This is a genomic window from Plectonema radiosum NIES-515, from assembly GCF_025753815.1.
Classification (GTDB): domain Bacteria; phylum Cyanobacteriota; class Cyanobacteriia; order Cyanobacteriales; family Nostocaceae; genus Hassallia; species Hassallia radiosum_A.
Map to the genome: position 1 here is coordinate 68,015 of NZ_JAOWRF010000276.1, position 19,382 is coordinate 87,396.

The following is a 19,382-nucleotide window of genomic DNA, read 5'->3' on the forward strand; positions in this document are numbered from 1 at the left end:
GATGTTACTGACATCTTAGCAAAACTAAATGTCATTAAACCTGCGCCACTCATGGCTGCAACTGAAGATGAACTAAAATTCTCCGAAAATGGGGCCTTTTTTGATAGTGCCATCAGGCATAGTGGTATCGTAAACAAAATTACCATAGCTCCAAATAATGTTTGGAGCTATTCGAGCATTTCTGAAGTTAGTTTTAATCAAAATAGCGAACTCGAAACCACCGATGTTAGCCCCACAAAAAAAAGCACCACAAGCATTCATTTGAGCCAAATTGGTACCTCGCAAATCGGCTTCATGCAAACTACACCAATGCAAGTTGGCGGAATACAAATTAGCATCCCTGACAATAGCACGTTTCAACCAAGCGCTTTCCAAGGAAACACCAAACAAATCAGCTCCAGTCAAATCGGCTTCAGTGAGGTCGGCTTGTCTCAGGTAGGCTCCTCGCAAGTTAATATCTCGCAAAATAGCTCCTCGGAGATCGATCATGTTATCTTGAGGTTCCTCAGCGGATTGGATCAACTCAATCCCTCGAAAATCTCGCTCCCCGTCAGCATACCGGGCCAACAACTCTTCAGCAGTAATTTCCCAAATCATAATCTTACCTTCAATTTATTTTCTTATTTCAAATATAGTGCTATTGAAATATGGTCTAACTTACTCAACCCCACCGACTCATTTGAGCTAACCTTCCAAATCACTGACCTCCCCTCTGGACAACTCGCCGAAGCTCAAATCACCAACTACGATTCCTTTGGTCGCCCCAACGGTGGAACCATCCTCATCGACGCTGATGCCAACGGAATCGGCTGGTTCATCGACTCCACCCCCTTCGACAACAGCGAATTCACCACCTCCCTTACTGACACCGCATTCCGCGGCACCACGGGCGACGCAGTTGGCAAATACGACCTGCTCACCAGCATCCTGCACGAAATGGGACACCTAGCAGGCATCATCTCCGGCTACAGTGAATTTGACCGCCACATCCAAACCGTCAACGGCTCTAAACTCTTCATCGGCGACAACTTCACCGCCACCCTCACGAATGACGGCAGCCACCTTGATTCTAAACTGTATCCCTTCGACCTAATGAACACCTCCCTCTCCCCAGGTGTCCGTAAACTCCCCTCCCTCATCGACCTGCAAATCCTCAACGCAGTACGCAACATTACCGCAACAGGTGGTAAAATTTCAACACTAACAGCACCCCTAAACTCTGACCCCCTAATCGGCATTCTCAACGGAGATTTCGACACACAAGCGGACTGGTCAACCAGAGGTGCTGCCAATATCCTCAACTCGCAAGCAGTCCTCACCGAAGACTCACCCTTTAACAGTAACTTCTCCCAATCCTTGATTATCCCAGAAGGTGCGAAATACCTCCAATTCACCCTGAAAAACACCACCTTGGGAGCAAACACCCCAACAGCCCCAGGTGACGCCTTCGAGGTAGCATTACTCAACGCCAACACCAAACAATCCTTAGTCAACACAGTCACAGGACTCAGCCAAACCGACTCCCTACTCAACATCCAAAACGACGGTACATACTACACAAGCAACAAAGTAACCCTACTCAACACTACCCCCAATAGCACCCTCACCCTCAATCAACCACTCACATTTAAAGTTGACCTAACGGGAGTACAATCAGGAACAGCCGCAACCCTCTACTTTGACCTACTCGGCTTCGGCGATCGCAATGCTAAAGTCGTCCTCGACAACGTAATGCTGCTAAATAACGACCGTTACGCACCAGTTGCCAACAATGACACCGCAATCACCAACCAAACCAAACCCGTCACAATAAATATCCTCGCCAACGACACTGATGCAGACAGCACCATCAACCCAACTGCCCTTGCCATCAACACCAACCCAACTAACGGTACAATCCTGGTTAACCAAGACGGCACAGTTACTTACACCCCCAATAGTACATTTGTAGGAACCGACACCTTCACCTACACTCTAACTGACACAGACGGCTTAACATCAAACACCGCCACTGTCAATATCACTGTCAACAATATTGCCCCAGTCATCACGGTAATTACAGGCGACACCACCACAACCGAGGGTGCAACAACCAACTTTAACGCGATCGCAGTTGACCCAGGTGACAATATCGACTACATCTGGAACTTTGGGGATGGTTCGCAGCTAGTGATTGGTCAAAATACGACCCACACTTATGCTGATAACGGTACTTACACTGCTACCCTGACAGTACGCGACAGCAAAGGTATAAGCAGCTTCCAAACCCTCAATGTTACAGTCAACAATGTTGCACCAATAGTCGATGCTGGCAGTGACGTAACAATCAACGAAGGACAAGCGATCGCATTCAACGGCAGCTTCATCGACCCCGGTATATTAGATACCCACACCATCACTTGGGACTTTGGGGATGGTGCGATCGTAACAGGTATCCTCAACCCCAACCATATCTACAAGCTAGATGGCACTTACACCGCCACCCTTACCGTTACAGATAACGAGGGTGCAGTTACAACCGATACCTTACAAGTTCAAGTCAACAACGTCGCGCCAACAATTACCAACATAACCAGCGATACTACTATTACAGAAGGAACACCAGCTAACTTTAGTGCCACTGCAACCGACCCAGGAAACGACACCCTCACCTATATCTGGAACTTCGGTGATGGTTCCAAAGCAATACAGAGTAAAGATGTTAGCCACGTATTTGTAGACAACGGCACTTATACTGTCACCCTCACCGTCAAAGATACTGCGGGTGCTTCCACAGAAGAAACGTTAACTGTAAATGTTAACAATCTCGCTCCCACAGTGAAAGCAGGCAACAACCTAACTCTCGACGAAGGTAGTACAGCTAACTTTAACGGCAGCTTCACCGACCCCGGTATATTAGATACCCACACTATTAGTTGGGACTTTGGCGATGGCAACACCACAAATGCCACCCTCACACCAACTCATATTTACGCCAACAACGGCACCTACTTAGCCAAACTCACAGTTGTCGATCAAGACGGGGGTATCGGTACAGACACGATTACCGTCACCGTCAACAATATCACCCCCACGATCAACACCATCAACGGTGATATCACAGTCAACGAAGGTGCTGTAGCCAACTTTACTGCCACTGCAACTGACCCAGGAAACGATACCCTCACCTATACTTGGAACTTCGGCGATGGCACCGACCCCGTTGAAGGTCAATCTGCCAGCCACATCTTCGCCGACAACGGCAACTACACCGTCACCCTCACTGTTACCGACTCGGATGGTGCAACTACAGTACAAACCCTCAACACTAAGGTAAGCAACGTTGCCCCAACAGTCAACGCAGGCACTGACTTCACCGCCAACGAAGGACAAGCGATCGCCTTCAACGGCACATTTACCGACCCAGGTATCCTCGACACCCATACTATCACCTGGGACTTTGGCGACGGTACAATCCTGGAGGGGGGGAATTTCTCTTCTAACTCCCCCACTCCCCCACTCCTCCCCTCCCCACATCCTCTTCTCAACCCCACCCACACCTACAGCGATAACGGCACATACTTAGTCTCCATGACCGTGAGGGACAACGCAGGTGCATCCACAACCGACACGCTGACAGTACGCGTCAACAACGTCGCACCCACAATTACCCAACTCACAGGCACAACCGAAGTCGCAGAAGGCACACCAGCCAACTTTACCGCCACTGCAACCGACCAAGGGCTAGACACCCTTACCTACACCTGGAACTTTGGTGATGGTTCCAGCCCCGTACTAGGTAAAGATGTTAACCACACCTTCGTTGACAATGGTATTTACACTGTCACCCTTACTGTCAGCGACTCTGATGGAGGTTCCACAACCCAAACCCTAACGACGAAAGTCAATAACGTCGCAGCTACAGTTGACGCGGGTGCGAACCAAATCATGTACCAAAACGAACCCGTGACCTTCGACGGACAATTTACCGACCCAGGTATTCTAGATACCCACACAATCGAGTGGAACTTCGGTGACGGTAACACCGTAGCTGGCGTTCTCAACCCCAACCACATCTACATTCAAGATGGTGAATACACCGTTACCCTCACCATCACCGACTCTTCAGGCGCAGTCTCCAACGATACAATGACGGTCACGGTGAAGAAACCACCCACAATGTCAGTTAGCGATATCTCAATCCTCGAAGGAGATAATGGTAACAAATACGCCGTCTTTACCGCCAGCTTGAGTGAAGCTAGCCTACGTACCGTCACCGCTAACTACTCCACCACCGACGGCACAGCAACCGACCGCAGTGATTATACCGCCACTAACGGTACAATTAGCTTTGAAAGAGGGGAAATCAGCAAAACCATAGCCATCCAACTAATTGGTGATACTCTAGACGAATTTGATGAAACCTTCTTCCTCAACTTGAGCGATGCTACAAATGCTACTATCGCCCCCTCAAGGAGTGTAGGTACTATCTTAGATAACGATGAGGCGCCAACACTCACAATTAACGATAGAACGATTACCGAAGGCGATAATGGTACATCAACCATCACCTACACAGTTAACCTTTCTGCACCTAGCGGTAAACCCATCTCAGTTAAATATGCTACTGCCGACGGGACTGCAATTGCTGGAACTGACTACACCGCAACAAGTGGCGGCATTACTTTTGCACCAGGTGAGACAAGCAAAACCATCGCAGTACAGGTAATTGGTGACACCATCAATGAATTTGATGAAACCTTCTTCCTCAACTTAAGTTCTGCAACAAACGCTACTATCACCAAAACTACTGGTGTAGGCACAATCATTGATAACGATGCGCCACCCGTACTCACAATCAATGATAAAACTATCACCGAAGGCGACAACGGTACATCAACCATCACTTACACAGTTAACCTTTCTGCACCAAGTGGCAAACCCATCAGTGTTAAATATGCAACAGCCGATGGGACAGCTACTGCGGGTTCTGACTACATCGCCACCAACGGTACACTAACCTTTGCGCCAGGTGAGACAACCAAAACCGTCTCTGTACAGGTACTTGGCGACACCCAGGATGAGTTTGACGAAACATTCTTCCTCAACTGGAGTGGTGCAACAAATGCTACTATTGTTCACACAACTGGTATAAGTACAATCTTAGATAATGACGAGGCACCAGCACTTACTATCGGTGATAGAAATATTACTGAAGGGGATAATGGTACACAAATTGCCACCTTTACTGTTAGCTTGTCAGCAGCCAGCGCTAAACCAATCACTGTTAAAGATGCTACTGCAAATGGTACTGCAATCGCTGGAAACGATTACACAGCTACCAACGGTACACTAACCTTTGCGCCAGGTGAGACAACAAAAACCGTCTCAATACAGGTAATTGGCGACACATTAGATGAATTTGACGAAACCTTCTTCCTCAACCTCACCGATGCTACAAACGCTACTATCGCCAAAACTACTGGTGTAGGCACTATCTTAGATAATGACGAGGTGCCAACACTCACAATTAATGATAGAACTATCACCGAAGGCGACAACGGCATGATGGCTGTAACCTATACTGTCAGCCTGAACACAGCTTCCGGTAAACCAGTCACAGTAGATTACACTACAGTAGATGGTAGTGCGACTGCGGGTTCTGACTACACCGCAACTAACGGTAAATTGACCTTTGCAGCAGGAGAAACCACCAAAACAATAACAGTCCAAGTACTTGGTGATAGCATTGACGAGTTTGACGAAACCTTCTTCCTCAACCTAAACAACGCCACCAATGCTACCATCGGTAAAGGTAGCAGCATGACTACTATCATTGATAACGACCTACCGCCCGTACTGACAATCAACGATAGAACTATCACCGAAGGACATAACGGTACACAAATACTTAACTTTACTGTCAGCCTTAACGCACCGAGCCAGAAACCAATCAGCGTCAAATATGCTACCGCCAACGGCACTGCAACTGCCGTCAGCGATTATACAGCAACAAGCGGTATCCTCACCTTCGCAGCAGGAGAAACCACCAAAACCATCGCAGTACAGATAATTGGCGATCGCTTAGACGAGCAGAACGAGAATTTCTTTGTATACCTCAGTGAAGCCATCAACGCCTCGATTCTGGATGCTCAAGGTATTGGCACCCTGATCGATGATGATGAATCGCCAACATTGAATGTAGCTGCCGTACCTGGTGAATTGTGGCCACCCAACCACAAGATGGTTGAAGTAAAGGTCAACGTCAACGTTAGCGATGACTTTGATGCTAACCCCACCGTCCGACTCCTATCAATTACCAGCAACGAACCGGATAACGGTTTGGGTGATGGCGATACCGCAGGCGATATTGAGATTCGCTCTGATGGACGCATCTTCCTACGTGCGGAACGTTCAGGTAATGGCAATGGTCGTATCTACACCTTGACCTACAGTGCAACGGATAGCGCTGGTAACGTCACATATTCGACCACACAAGTGCGCGTACCGAAGAATCAAGGGAAATAAACGAGCATTACAAAGGACGCGTTAAGGACGCTTTAATGAACGGAGTCACTCGCTGCGCTTGAACTTATTTTCGCCGCATTTACACGCAAAAAAAGCAAGTTATCCTCACTACCAAAATAAGTATGGTCGCTGTTGCCATAATTACTTGACTTCAGCCATGATGCAGGAGGCTAAATCTACCAACTCCCTACCCAAAAATCGCTACTTTACCATTCGCTATGGCGAACGTTATCCAAATTGGCAACCAAACAATACAGCCAGCAGAATTACCCCACTTGCTAGCTGGGCATAAAATATTACATATACTCCAACGTGAAGTAATTATCGATAAAGCCATTGCTCCTATCGAGCTTACTCCCGAAGAGAAAGCAATAACAATCGAACAATTCTCGAAACTTAACAAGCTTACTACACAAGAAGCTCTTAAAGCTGCACAACAACAACTGTGTATAACTGAGCAACTCTTTTGTTGCCATAGCCACAAGAGAATTGCGGGTAGAAAAATTTAAAATAGCCAGATGGGGAAACAAACTCGAACAATACTTCCTTCAATACAAACCCCAACTTGATAAAGTCGTGTACTCCCTTCTCCGTACTGACAATAGCGAAATAGCACAGGAACTATTCTTCCGCATTCAAGACGGTGACGCCACATTTGCCGATTGTGCCAAGGAATACTCACAAGGGATCGAAGCACTGACTGGTGGGTTGATTGGTCCGGTACCCCTGTCGCAACCCCAAAGTGCGATCGCACAAAAGTTGGGTACATCCAAACCGGGGCAAGTATTACCACCAATGAAGTTGGAGAATTGGTATGTAATTCTACGTTTAGAAAAGTTTATTCCTTCCCTGCTAGATGATGCCACACGAAAAGCGCTACTCAATCACTTGTTTGAACAATGGCTAAGTGAACAAATCCAACTAGAGCCAATTTCAATTGTGAATGGGAATGATAACTGCCAATCATTATCTCAACCCCGACTATCTCTACCACTTGCAGTTAGCTATTAGCGGGTTAGCCCGACGCCAAAAGCTAATAGCTAATAGCTAATTGCGTAATAATACTGTTGTCATCATTACAGTCCGCAAGCCATCCTGAGACAGGTTTTGTTGCGTAAAAACACATAATCATTTTGGCAATTATATTACTTCTAGTTGGGATAACAGCAATCGTTTGGTTATCCTGGTTCGCATCCGATCTCCTATAACGCAATGACCACCAGTATAAACCTCTACCATGAGTTTCTCGCAAAAATCACACCGTTTGACTTTCTCGACTCGACGGAACTTGAACGCATAGTCAGCAAACTGGAACCATTGCGCTACCGGATGGGACAAGCAATTTTAGTTAAAGAAAGCTTGCCTGCAAATATTTATATTCTCCACACTGGACAAGCACGGTTGTTGGGATATCCCCCGGATTCAATTGCCCCGCAAACACTCTTAAAACTCGAACCAGGTGCAATAATTGGTGTAACAGGCATTATTCGTTCTTGTCCTTGCGAAACGGTAATTGCATCTACTGAATCGGTATGTCTCACCCTCAAAGTGTCTGACTTTCAAGAATTATTATCCCAACAACCCGACATAGCAGCATACTTTCGCAACCAATTAAGTTTAATCGAAGCATACGACTTAATAGGTGCAGAAACCAATCGTCGGGGTAAGGTTGTAGAAGACTTAAAACAGATTGCTCTAGCATCACGAAAACAAGCAACTGTACTCAACCTCCCATGTGGTAAAACCCCACTTTCTCAAATCGACCCCAATCTACTATGGTTAGTCAGCAGTGAAAGTAGTAACTATCCTGTTGGCAGCGTTATCAACCCAACCAATAATCAAGAATACATCCAATCTACAGGTAAGGGAATACGGCTCATCGGGTTTACTGACCCCACATTATCATTCTTTCAGAATGCGATCGCACCAGAAGCAGATGTCGGAATCAATCCCTCCCTCTCAGAAAGCATCCCATTCGCACCCCTAAAACCAGAAGTAGCACCAAGTACAACCAACAAACAAGTCAAATATCCCTACATTCATGGTAAAGGAGTAGTTGACGCAACACTTGCCTGTTTCCAAATGCTGGCATTATTGTGGAATATCCCCTGGAAACGTGATGTACTCAAACGTGCATTAGAAAATAACTACAAACGTACAGGCAGTATATCGATTGAAGTATGCGGTGCCGTAGCCGAATTGATGGGGTTAAAAGCACAACTAGTAGAAGTACCAGCAGTTGCCGTATCTAAATTGCCCACACCAATTTTACTTTCTTGGCAAGGCACATTTGCAATTATTTATCATGCCAACGAGAAAGAATTAACCCTCGCTATTCCAGAAATTGGGATTGTTCGCAAAAAGCCTGCTGAATTTATCGAAGCATGGGGTGAATCCGGACAAGTATTACTATTACAATCAACACCCGAAACACCAAAAAAGCGGTTTGATTTAAGTTGGTTCCTCCCAGCAATTAAAAAATATAAAGTAGTCCTAATTGAAGTATTTATCGCATCATTATTCGTCCAACTGTTGGGACTAGCTAACCCATTAATTACCCAAGTAATTATTGATAAAGTCATCATCCAAAATGGGATAAACACCCTCAACGTCTTGGGTAGCTTGCTCATCGTCATGGCAATTATCGAAGGTATAGTTACCTGGTTGCGGACTAACCTATTCGTCGATACTACCAACCGGATTGATTTAAGTTTGGGTAGTGAAGTCATCGACCACTTATTAAGATTACCATTACGCTACTTCGAGAAGCGTCCCGTTGGGGAAATCTCAAGTCGGATAAACGAACTTGAAAATATTCGCTCGTTTCTGACAGGTACAGCACTCACGGTTGTATTAGATGCCATCTTCTCGGTGGTTTATATCGGGGTAATGATATTTTATAGTTGGTTGCTCACCATAGTAGCACTCGCAACCGTACCATTATTTGGATTACTCACATTTATATTTGCAGCAATTATTCGCAGTCAAACTCGCACCAAAGCTGAACGTAATGCCGAAACTCAATCGTATTTAGTTGAAGTCGTATCGGGTATTCAAACAGTCAAAGCGCAGAATATCGAACTCAATTCCAGATGGAACTGGCAAACTCGCTATGGTAAATATATTAGTTCAAGTGAACGTAATGTCATTACTTCCAATACTGCTGGTTCATTAAGCAACTTCCTTAATAAAATATCTAGCTTACTCTTATTGTGGGTGGGTGCATATCTGGTATTGAAACAAGAAATTACATTAGGACAATTGATTGCATTTAGGATTATAGCAGGTTATGTTACGAGTCCCCTATTGAGATTAATTCAATTATGGCAAAACTTCCAAGAAACAGCATTATCGTTAGAAAGATTAGCCGATATACTAGATACTCCGCAAGAAAGCGAATTAGCTGGTAGAAATAATATTCCAATGCCAGCAATTAAGGGACAAGTCAAATACGAAAACGTTACCTTCTCCTTTGCTAAATCACCACAACCCCAACTTAATAGCGTATCAATTGAAATACCCAATGGTGCGTTTATTGGAGTAGTCGGACAAAGTGGTGCGGGTAAAAGTACCCTGACTAAATTAATCCCCAGATTGTACGAACTCGATGCGGGAAGAATCCTCATCGATGGGTATGACATTAGCAAAGTGGAATTGTACTCCCTAAGAAGACAAATCGGGATGGTGTTGCAAGATACCCTTCTGTTTGATACCACTGTACAGGAAAATATTGCGCTGACAGTACCCGATGCTACACCAGAAGAGATAGTGGAAGCAGCACAAATAGCCTGTGCCCATGACTTTATCATGAATTTGTCCAATGGCTATAACACCCGTGTGGGGGAAAGGGGTTCCGCATTGTCGGGGGGACAAAAACAGAGGATTGCGATCGCACGAACGGTACTGCAAAATCCACCATTGCTGATTATGGATGAAGCAACCAGTGCGCTTGATTATGCTACCGAAAGACAAGTTTGTTCAAACCTACAAGCTGCGTTTAGAGGAAGGACGGTATTGTTTATTACGCACCGTCTAGCAACAATTAAAAATGCTGACATTATTCTCATGATGTCCGCAGGAAAGGTGGCAGAGCAAGGCACACACAATGAATTAATAGCAATGAAGGGATTGTATTACTGTCTCTATCAACAGCAAGAAGCATCTAGCAATTAGCTTTTAGCAGTTAGCAGTTAGCTTTTAGCAGTTAGCTTTTAGCAGTTAGCTTTTAGCAGTTAGCTGTGTTCGATTACCTTTAAGCGTTTGAAGAAAAGAATTAAGCATACGTTTAGTTTCAATTAGTTCATTACTCAATTTATCGTATTGTAATTTATCAATAAAACCTAAATCATGTGCAAGTATAAGTTGATATTCCAATTCGCTACCCGACCCCATCGCCATTTGAAGAAAGCGAGCAAAATCGGCATCACTTCCCCTCCCACAACCTTCAGCTATATTAGTTGGAATAGAGGCTGCTGCCCGTCGCATTTGACTAGTTAAGCCATATAATTCGTGTTTGGGAAAATTGGCAGTTACTTCATATATACTAAGAACTAATTTATGACTTCTCTGCCAAACTTTTAAGTCTCTAAAATCTTTCATAGAAGTAAAATTACACAAATGAAAGCGGTATAATTAGTCAATTTATTCAATGTTATTATACTAATAAATAAATTAATAATCAATAAAAAAACGTAGATTTTGTCTATATTTCTCTCAAAAAAAGATGTTTTTTCGGTTATAGCAATCTCAAATATTCACTTATTAAAGCTAACAGCTAACAGCTAATCGCTAAAAACCTATGAATAATAACGGTAATGGTAACGGTAAAGCTGATGACTCGATACCCGCAATGATTTCCATGCAACAATTGTCAGAATTAGCAGAAAAAGCATCACAACCACCTGAAGCAATTAAACCCAAACCCCCCAATCACGCACCACGTTATGTTCCCGAATTTGAGCAACCAGTAATATTAAAACAATCAAGAAATTGGTCGAGAGCCATATTATGGACTTTAATGATAGTAACCGCAGGTACAATCGTTTGGGCAAACGTTACTAAAATTGAAGAAGCTGTCTCTGCTACGGGGAAACTCGAAGCATCAGGTGCAACGAAAGACGTACAAGCACCAGTTGGTGGAGTAGTTAAAGAGATATTTGTTGAAGATGGCAAACAAGTTAAAGAAGGAGAAAAGCTACTTACTTTCGACAATACGACAGCAAAAGCGCAAATGGAATCATTGCAGAAAGTACGTACTAGCTTGATGCAAGAAAACCAATTTTATCAATCGCAATTAAAAGGTAGCAATGCGATAAATGTTACCTCACTACAAGTACCTGTATCAATGATAGACTTGACTAAAAGTCGTGCTGCATTGTTTGCTGAAAACCTAGTTTACCGCACTCAGTTTGATGGTAATTCTACCGGACGGTTAAACCTCGAACAAAAAGAGCGTGTTGCATCAACTCAATTAGAATTAGATGCAAGAGTAAATGCTTCTCAATCAGAAATCGAACAGTTGAAGCGTCAAGTTGAACAAACCGATATTAAGGTTGCCTCTACCAAAGATACCTTGAAAATGAACCAGGGTATTCTTAATAATATTAGTGGGCTAGCTAAACAAGGGGCAATATCGCAAATTCAACTCCTTAAACAACAAGAAGAAGTGCGTAATGCCCAATCCCAACTTGACCAACTAACACAAGAAAAAGCTAGATTACAAGCAGAAATCGCTGGTGGAAAAGCTAAATTACAAAACACTGTAGCAGTTTCCCGTAAAGATTGGCTTGATAAAATAGCCGCAAATAATCAAAAAATAGCTGAAATTGATAGTCAACTCACTAAAGCAATTGTCGAGAATAATAAAAAGATTGCCGAAACCGACTCGCAAATTAGTCAAACGCAGATGAATCTGAAGTATCAGGAGATAAAAGCCCCAACCAGTGGTACAGTATTTGAACTCAAGGCAAAATCTCCGGGATTTGTTGCATCCTCGACCGAACCAATATTAAAGATAGTCCCGAATGACAAGCTTATTGCTAAAGTATTCATCACCAACAAGGATATTGGTTTTGTTAAAGAGGGGATGACGGTTGATGTGCGTATTGATTCGTTTCCCTTTAGCGAATTTGGCGATATTAAAGGTAAACTAGTGTCCATAGGTTCGGACGCATTACCACCCGACCAAATTTATCCCTTTTACCGATTCCCTGCCAAAGTCGAATTATCCAGTCAGCAGTTGTTGGTTTCGGGATGTTTATCCCGTTGCAGTCGGGAATGGGGATTAATACCAATATCAAGATACGCGATCGCACAGTGATGTCCATATTTGCCGATATGTTTAGTTCAAGTGTCGAGAGTCTCAAGACTGTGCGATAGCTATCATCTGTTAGCTAATTGGTTCTCCTTACAACAGACATCTCCAGAAAAGACGATTCATACGTTCCACATGCTTCGTCTCTACAAGGGTTTCGGGCAACGCATAATTAATTTCTGGAGATGTCTAACATACTAACTGGTACAGCAAGTGGCTTCTCAGAGTCTCTGAGAAGCCTACACGCTCATTGCTTGCAATCAGTGTAGTACGTCACATAAGGTAATGAGCGATGGCACTCGTGCGCCCGCAATCGAGCGCGATCGCACTCGATTCTTAAAGGAGCAAGCTGCTGGCTCTGTGTGTTTGTGTATGGCTTAATCGTCTTTTTGGTCTGGATTCATTACAGTTCAATGACCTTGTGCCCGAATAAGTTGCACCCAGGCATGACTTGAGCTAAAGCGGCGTGGTTAAGGAAGGAGCGATAGCCTTTGCAAAGTGTGCCCCTTAGGGCAAGCGCTGCTGCTTTAACTTGTATTTTCTATCTTTTGATAGAAAGTAAAAATATTCAGTAAATTTACTAATTTTCAATTATTTTAGTAATAAAAATTACTTTAAATAATTTTTAATTACGGTTACCTCCAGTTAAACTGCTAATTAGCACTTGAAAGTGCTGTTTTTTATCAAAAAAAATTTAATATTTATTTAACAATTACCAAAAATTAATGACTGGAAGTCAGTAACAAACCTCTAACAATGGTTTGATGGGGGTTCTGATGACAAACTGTTACCACAGATATAGCAACTTTGCTATCCGCTTTGTTTTACACATAAAGGTGTTTTTCCAATGTCATCAAGAACATTTAAAACAGAAAAAACTGGTTTTTCCAAATTGCAAGTGCCGCATAATCCCTCATCTCAATCAATCACCATCTATCCATTAATGATGCTTGCGACTATAGCCATGTTATTAGACATGATTATGACCGCGAGTTTAGTTAGTTTTACAACTTTTGGTAGCGCAGTTTTTGGAACTGCTGCAATTGTCTGGCGACACGAACTAAATCCTTTTTTCAATTGGCTGACTCGATTCAACCGCCGTTATAAAATTGCCACTGTTTTATTTACACTGGTGGGTGCTTTGTTCCTATTAGATGCGCTATCCACTCCAGCTAATGCTCAGTTCTTCCAAGGTGCAGAAACTTGGATGACCGGGGAGTTTACAAGTGCAGGTGAGGCGATTCCTTTAGTCTTTAACGTGCTACGGGGCTTGTTCTTACTTTACTTGGGAATTTCCTTAGTCAAAGTCATCCAAGCAGCCCGCCAAGATGAGGATTGGCAGAATTTAGCCCGGACACCGATGATTATTCTAATTGCAATAACAATGGGCGATATTCTAGCAAGTTTGATTGTCGGTGGCGGTGGTGGTGGCATCGCTAAAGGATAGGAATGGAGCCGAAGAAATCTAAATTCCGCACTGTCAATGCAACTCTGGGAAAACAACCGAATATCGGTCCGTTTCCAGCAGACCAACTTATTCCTTGGGCAGTTATTTGTGGCATCTCTTATTACTTATGTCACGGTTTGTTGAAATTGAATTGGATTTGGACATCCGCTGTGGCTGCTTGGGGAATATCTACTTGGTGGGTGCTTACAGGGTCAAGAGCTTGGCGATTCTTAGCTAAGTTTGTACTGACTCCCAACTGGACAAGAGTGCGCGTACCATATCAAAGAATGTTGCAACTGAATAATTACAGCGCACCCAAGAAAGTCAAGAAAATAAAAAACATAAAAGCGATTAGCGATTAGCGATTAGCTTTAGACAAGCCGCTCACGAGGAGCGGGGTATTAACCTCCCCTTGCCTTAATTTTTCGCTTAACGTCGGGCGAGGCATGTACCGGGCTAATAGCTAATAGCTAACAGCTTTGTCAAAAAAACAAGGAGGTGATAATTTGACTTCTAAAGTAAAAACAAAAGTTGGTAAAGCAATCGTTGATAATGGAGCAACAAAAGTTCGTTATTCACCTCTGGAAGATGCCTTCGCTTTAGTGTCGATGTTACAAATTAATCTTCAAGGTAGGCAAGTCGGCGCTTATGTGCTGCGTCAGGGATTGAACAACTTCATGATTCACTTTGGGTTTGAATGCAAAGGCATTCATGCCACATTGCGAACAGAAGAAATTGAGCCAGTGTTTGATGCGATTGAATCAGGATTGAAAGATTTACCTGAAGGAGAACGTTTAACAATTCATCTTGGCTCTTTTACTTCAGATGAAAAAAGGCAAAAGGAACTACGCAATTTATCTGCAAGCGCTCCTAACCAAGAATTACAGTATCTGCTCATGGGAGAGCGATCGCGCATCCACCAATTAACTAAAACTGGAGTTCGTAAACCAAAAACGTTGAGATTATACTGCACATATACGGTTGAACCAGATATGGCTGGCACAACTGACGCAATTGAGAAGTTGTTGTCCCGTTTGGAACGTTCCTGGAAGTCATTTACAGGTGAAATCAACGAGATGCAGTTTGTTCGGATTGAGCGTCTCCTCTACACATCTTTTACTGATGGCTACCAGCTATGGGAACAATTACTCGCCAATAAAATGGGCTTAGATATTCGCCCGTTAAGTGCAGAGGAACTTTGGGCAGTTATCTGGCAGCGGTTTAACGACACCCCACCACGGGACATCCCCCAGCTACTGGTTTTAGATGAAGACGGGCTGAGAGAAGAAGTGTACTCAGAAGTCCATCCTACCTCTTTATTGATGGAGAGTGAGTCATCAATTCCCCTTGCCGATCGGCGTTGGGTACACCTGAAAGATAAGTATATTGGCGCACTCACCTTCGCTGATAAGCCCGGTGGGTGGACGGACAAGGAGCGTCAGTTGCGTTATCTGTGGGAGGTAGTCTCACGGGAACGGGTGTACGACACTGAAATTTACTGCCAGCTGATGCGAGCGAACGAGACGCTAGTTAAAACTAATATGCAGCGTCTTACCAAGCAATCGAATACTACCGCTCAGATAGCAAGTGAGAAAAACTCGGTTGATGTTAAATCGCTGCTCAATATCAAAAAGTCAATCGCTGCCCAAGAGGAACTATATGAGGGAGCTGTTCCCATCCACACTGCTGTAGTGTTTTTAGTGCATCGCCCTACAAGAGAAAAACTAGATGAGGCGTGTCGATATCTGCAATCAATGTTTTTACGCCCAGCTTGGGTAGTGCGCGAAACTGAATATCCCTGGCGACTTTGGTTGCAGACCTTCCCGATTACCTGGGAGCGCTTAATGACCGTTCCCTTCAATCGTCGGCTAGTTTACCTCAGTGGTGAAGTGCCTGGATTGATGCCCCTTGTGCGAACAAAAGCCGGAGATAATACCGGATTTGAACTTATTGCTGAAGAAGGGGGTACGCCCACTTTCCTCAATCTTTATACCCAGCACAAGAATCTGGGATTATTCGGCACAACCCGGAGTGGTAAATCAGTACTAGCAGCAGGAATTCTCACCCAAGCTCTAGCTCATGGAATGCCCGTTGTAGCGATGGATTATCCCAAACCAGATGGTAGTAGCACGTTTACCGATTACACCCGCTTTATGGGGAAAGATGGGGCGTATTTCGACATCGGGCGGGAAAGTTCAAATTTGTTCGAGTTGCCCAATCTGCGATCGCTCGACCCCAAATTGCAGCAAGAGCGGTTTGAAGACTACAAAGATTTCTTAGCAACGGCGCTGCTGGCAATGATTGTGGGAACAAAGCGCTCCGAAAGTGGTGCAGCTTCGTTGGTGATAAGCGATACAGTGCGGTCAATTTTGGCACTGGCAATTACTGCTTTTTTCAGTGACGACCAAATCCGCGATCGCTATGCGGCTGCATTCACTTCGGGCTTCGGCTCCCCTGAATGGCAAGCAATGCCGACTCTAGTTGACTTCTTGAGCTTTTGTTCCCACGAGCGATTGCGTTTGGACGCTATAAGCGGAGATACTAAAGCTGGATTAGAGCAAGTAAAATTGCGCTTGCGCTTCTGGCTTAGTAGTCGAGTGGGTAAGGCAATCTCTCAACCGAGTACATTTAACAGTGATGCTAGGTTACTCGTCTTTGCGCTGCGTAACTTGTCCAACGATGAAGATGCAGCCATTCTCAGTTTAAGTGCTTACTCAGCAGCGCTGCGTCGGGCGTTGGCAGCTCCTGCGAGTGTGTTTTTTATCGATGAAAGTCCGATTTTGTTTGAATATGACTCAATCGCTGCCCTAGTGGGGCGCTTATGTGCCAACGGTGCTAAGGCTGGGATTCGAGTTATTTTATCAGCTCAAGACCCTGACACGATTGCCAAATCTCCAGCTGGTGCCAAGATTTTTCAGAACTTAACCACTCGCCTAATTGGTCGGATTCAACCCACAGCGGTAGATAGTTTTGTTTCGATTCTCAAGTACCCGCGAGAGATTATTGGACGGAATGCTACTGAAAGTTTCTTTCCTAAGAAGTCTGGGATTTATTCGCAATGGCTGTTGGATGATGCTGGAGTGTTTACATTTTGTCGTTACTACCCAGCCATAAATTTACTAGCAGCAGTGGCAAATAATCCCGACGAGCAAGCCCAAAGAACAACAGCACTCGCTCGTCATGCTGACAAGTTTGTGGCACTCACTGAGTTTTCTAAACAGTTAGTGGAATCACTGTAATAAAGTTTGCAATCAACTAGAATTCTGGAGGATTTATGAAAGCAGGTCAGTGGAAAAAAGTTGTATTTGGTACAGCTATGGCGATCGCACTCCTATCAACTGCAAACACTCCTTCTCTTGCTACAACCCTTCCTTTTCAAAGTGACAATCCCTTAGCGAAAGTGTTTGAGCAATTTACTTCTCAACTTGGTTCTCTGCAAAATTATGTGTCCTCCATCCTCTCTGACAAAATTCAACCCTTAGCTGAATCTTTGGGGGGAGATTTACAAGCTGCCATTGATGAAGCAATGGGTGCATTGGGCTTACCCGACCCGACTGTTGCAAGAAAAGAAGTTGAGAAAATAGGGGCTGCCACAGATGCTCCGGTTAACCCGGTTGAGAACGCAACTAATGAAGTTGATCGTCAAATTACCCGTGCAGTCAGTGCTTCAACGTTAGGTAAAGAAGGTCAAGAACGCCAAAAAGAACAAATTCAGCGCACGCAACAATCTATTGAGCGAGTCCAGCAACAAGCAACAACTGCTCAAGGCGAAGTTGTGACGCAAAACGTGATGAAGCAAATCGCTCAACAAAACGCCCAACAAGCAGCAATCTTAGGAGCGATGCGGGCTGACGGATTGAAACAGCAACAGTCGCAAGATTTAGCGAATATTAACTTGACTAATATCTCTCGCTCTGTTGATGGTCAAAACCAGGCAAAGCAACGGGAAACGGTAGGTCAAGGATTTCAAAACTACCGTACAACTGCCAAAGCGCGGTTGTTCTAAAGGATTTTAGCAGATAAAAGGTACGCCGTCTATGTTGTTATTTCAACTGTTCAGTTCTGGATTGATTATTGCTCAAACATCAAAAGTGGGCGAGGAAGCTTCTCGCATCACTGAAGATGGGGCAGCAGCAAGTGCTGCAATTGCTGAATTTATGAACGGACTTTGGGATGATGTACTTAGCGGCGGCTTGTATGGAGCGATCGCACAACTGGGAGTCTTCTTTGGGGTTGGCACTCTCCTGTTATTCGTTGTTCAATGGGCAAAAGACATGGTAGACGGTGATAACCCCAAAGCTTTCTCGGAACTAATTTGGCCTCTTGTAGTTGTAGTTCTTCTTAGCAACCAAGCTCAACCTTTAGCAGCAGCAACCAGAGGACTACGTGAGATTATTAACCAGACGAATCAAACGCTGTTAACTTCTACTTCGGCTTCGATTCAACTTCAAGAAGCTTATCAACGGGCAATGGCTGATATTGGTTCCCAGGATGCAGCGCGATCGCTTTTAACTCAATGCGAATCTATTGCTGACCCCCAACAACGCCGCGAATGCATGGAGAATGCCATTGCTCAGGCAAAACAAATTGCTGATAGTTCTCCTAATGGTGGTAAGGGGTGGTTTCCTGATTTTGGTGTGAATGAATTTTTCAACACAAATGTATTTCAATTGGCAGTAAGAGGTTGGTTAATTGCTTTTTCAATTGCCTTTCAATGGATGATTGAAATCTCGATGCTACTTACTGCTTTAATGGGACCATTAGCCGTGGGTGGTTCACTGCTCCCTGTAGGTCAAAAAGCAATTTTTGCTTGGTTAACTGGCTTTTTTAGTGTGGGAATGGTAAAGGTTTCATTTAATATTATTTCTGGACTTGTTGCCACCCTGGTTGTAAATGCTGAAGAGAATGACCCGATGATTTTTGCCTTTGCTACTGGACTGCTTGCCCCGATTTTGGCAATGGCGATCGCAGCAGGTGGGGGCATGGCTGTTTTTAATAGCTTATCCAGTATTACTCGTTTTGGATTAAGCAGTGTTGTCACCCGAATTTTACCTCAATTTAAATAAGTAAGTGGACGCAAATAAACATAACTGTATTAAGGGTTCATGCGTCATG

Annotated in this window: 11 protein-coding genes and 1 pseudogene; 10 read left to right on the plus strand and 2 right to left on the minus strand. The window is 44.2% G+C overall.

Annotated features, from left to right (window positions below):
• Nucleotides 1-72 precede the first annotated feature (72 nt).
• Nucleotides 73-597, minus strand: a complete 525-nt coding sequence (locus OGM63_RS29875) for a pentapeptide repeat-containing protein (protein ID WP_375340499.1) — start codon at nucleotides 595-597, stop codon at nucleotides 73-75.
• Nucleotides 598-1,767: 1,170 nt separating this feature from the next.
• Here OGM63_RS29875 and OGM63_RS29880 point away from each other — a divergent pair.
• The 4 genes and pseudogenes from OGM63_RS29880 to OGM63_RS19180 form a co-directional block, all read left to right on the plus strand.
• A pseudogene (locus tag OGM63_RS29880) lies at nucleotides 1,768-6,507 on the plus strand (beta strand repeat-containing protein); the annotation flags it as partial.
• Between the two features lie 218 nt (nucleotides 6,508-6,725).
• Nucleotides 6,726-7,016: a hypothetical protein gene (locus tag OGM63_RS19170; protein ID WP_263747253.1), complete on the plus strand. Its 291-nt coding sequence runs from the start codon at nucleotides 6,726-6,728 to the stop codon at nucleotides 7,014-7,016.
• Nucleotides 7,017-7,083: 67 nt separating this feature from the next.
• Complete coding sequence (locus OGM63_RS19175) at nucleotides 7,084-7,518, plus strand: peptidylprolyl isomerase (protein ID WP_263747254.1); 435 nt, start codon at nucleotides 7,084-7,086, stop codon at nucleotides 7,516-7,518.
• A 201-nt stretch (nucleotides 7,519-7,719) separates the two neighbouring features.
• Nucleotides 7,720-10,680, plus strand: a complete 2,961-nt coding sequence (locus tag OGM63_RS19180) for a peptidase domain-containing ABC transporter (RefSeq protein ID WP_263747255.1) — start codon at nucleotides 7,720-7,722, stop codon at nucleotides 10,678-10,680.
• Between the two features lie 45 nt (nucleotides 10,681-10,725).
• Here OGM63_RS19180 and OGM63_RS19185 read toward each other — a convergent pair whose 3' ends face one another.
• Nucleotides 10,726-11,106 carry a four helix bundle protein gene (locus OGM63_RS19185; protein ID WP_263747256.1) on the minus strand — a complete coding sequence of 127 codons (381 nt, stop codon included), beginning with the start codon at nucleotides 11,104-11,106 and terminating at the stop codon, nucleotides 10,726-10,728.
• Between the two features lie 199 nt (nucleotides 11,107-11,305).
• Here OGM63_RS19185 and OGM63_RS19190 point away from each other — a divergent pair, with 199 nt between their 5' ends.
• From OGM63_RS19190 to OGM63_RS19215, 6 genes are all read left to right on the plus strand, one after another.
• Nucleotides 11,306-12,826, plus strand: coding sequence for a beta-barrel domain-containing protein (locus OGM63_RS19190; RefSeq protein WP_263747257.1), 1,521 nt, complete (start codon nucleotides 11,306-11,308; stop codon nucleotides 12,824-12,826).
• A gap of 841 nt (nucleotides 12,827-13,667) precedes the next feature.
• Nucleotides 13,668-14,267 (plus strand): hypothetical protein, encoded by a 600-nt coding sequence (locus OGM63_RS19195; protein WP_263747258.1) that lies wholly within the window; start codon nucleotides 13,668-13,670, stop codon nucleotides 14,265-14,267.
• A gap of 2 nt (nucleotides 14,268-14,269) precedes the next feature.
• Nucleotides 14,270-14,629: a hypothetical protein gene (locus OGM63_RS19200; RefSeq protein ID WP_263747259.1), complete on the plus strand. Its 360-nt coding sequence runs from the start codon at nucleotides 14,270-14,272 to the stop codon at nucleotides 14,627-14,629.
• A gap of 144 nt (nucleotides 14,630-14,773) precedes the next feature.
• A complete protein-coding gene (locus OGM63_RS19205; protein ID WP_263747260.1) occupies nucleotides 14,774-17,506 on the plus strand; it encodes a putative type IV secretion/conjugal transfer ATPase in 2,733 nt (910 codons plus the stop codon).
• Nucleotides 17,507-17,541: 35 nt separating this feature from the next.
• Complete coding sequence (locus OGM63_RS19210; RefSeq protein WP_263747261.1) at nucleotides 17,542-18,273, plus strand: hypothetical protein; 732 nt, start codon at nucleotides 17,542-17,544, stop codon at nucleotides 18,271-18,273.
• A gap of 31 nt (nucleotides 18,274-18,304) precedes the next feature.
• Complete coding sequence (locus tag OGM63_RS19215) at nucleotides 18,305-19,333, plus strand: hypothetical protein (protein ID WP_263747262.1); 1,029 nt, start codon at nucleotides 18,305-18,307, stop codon at nucleotides 19,331-19,333.
• Nucleotides 19,334-19,382 lie beyond the last annotated feature (49 nt).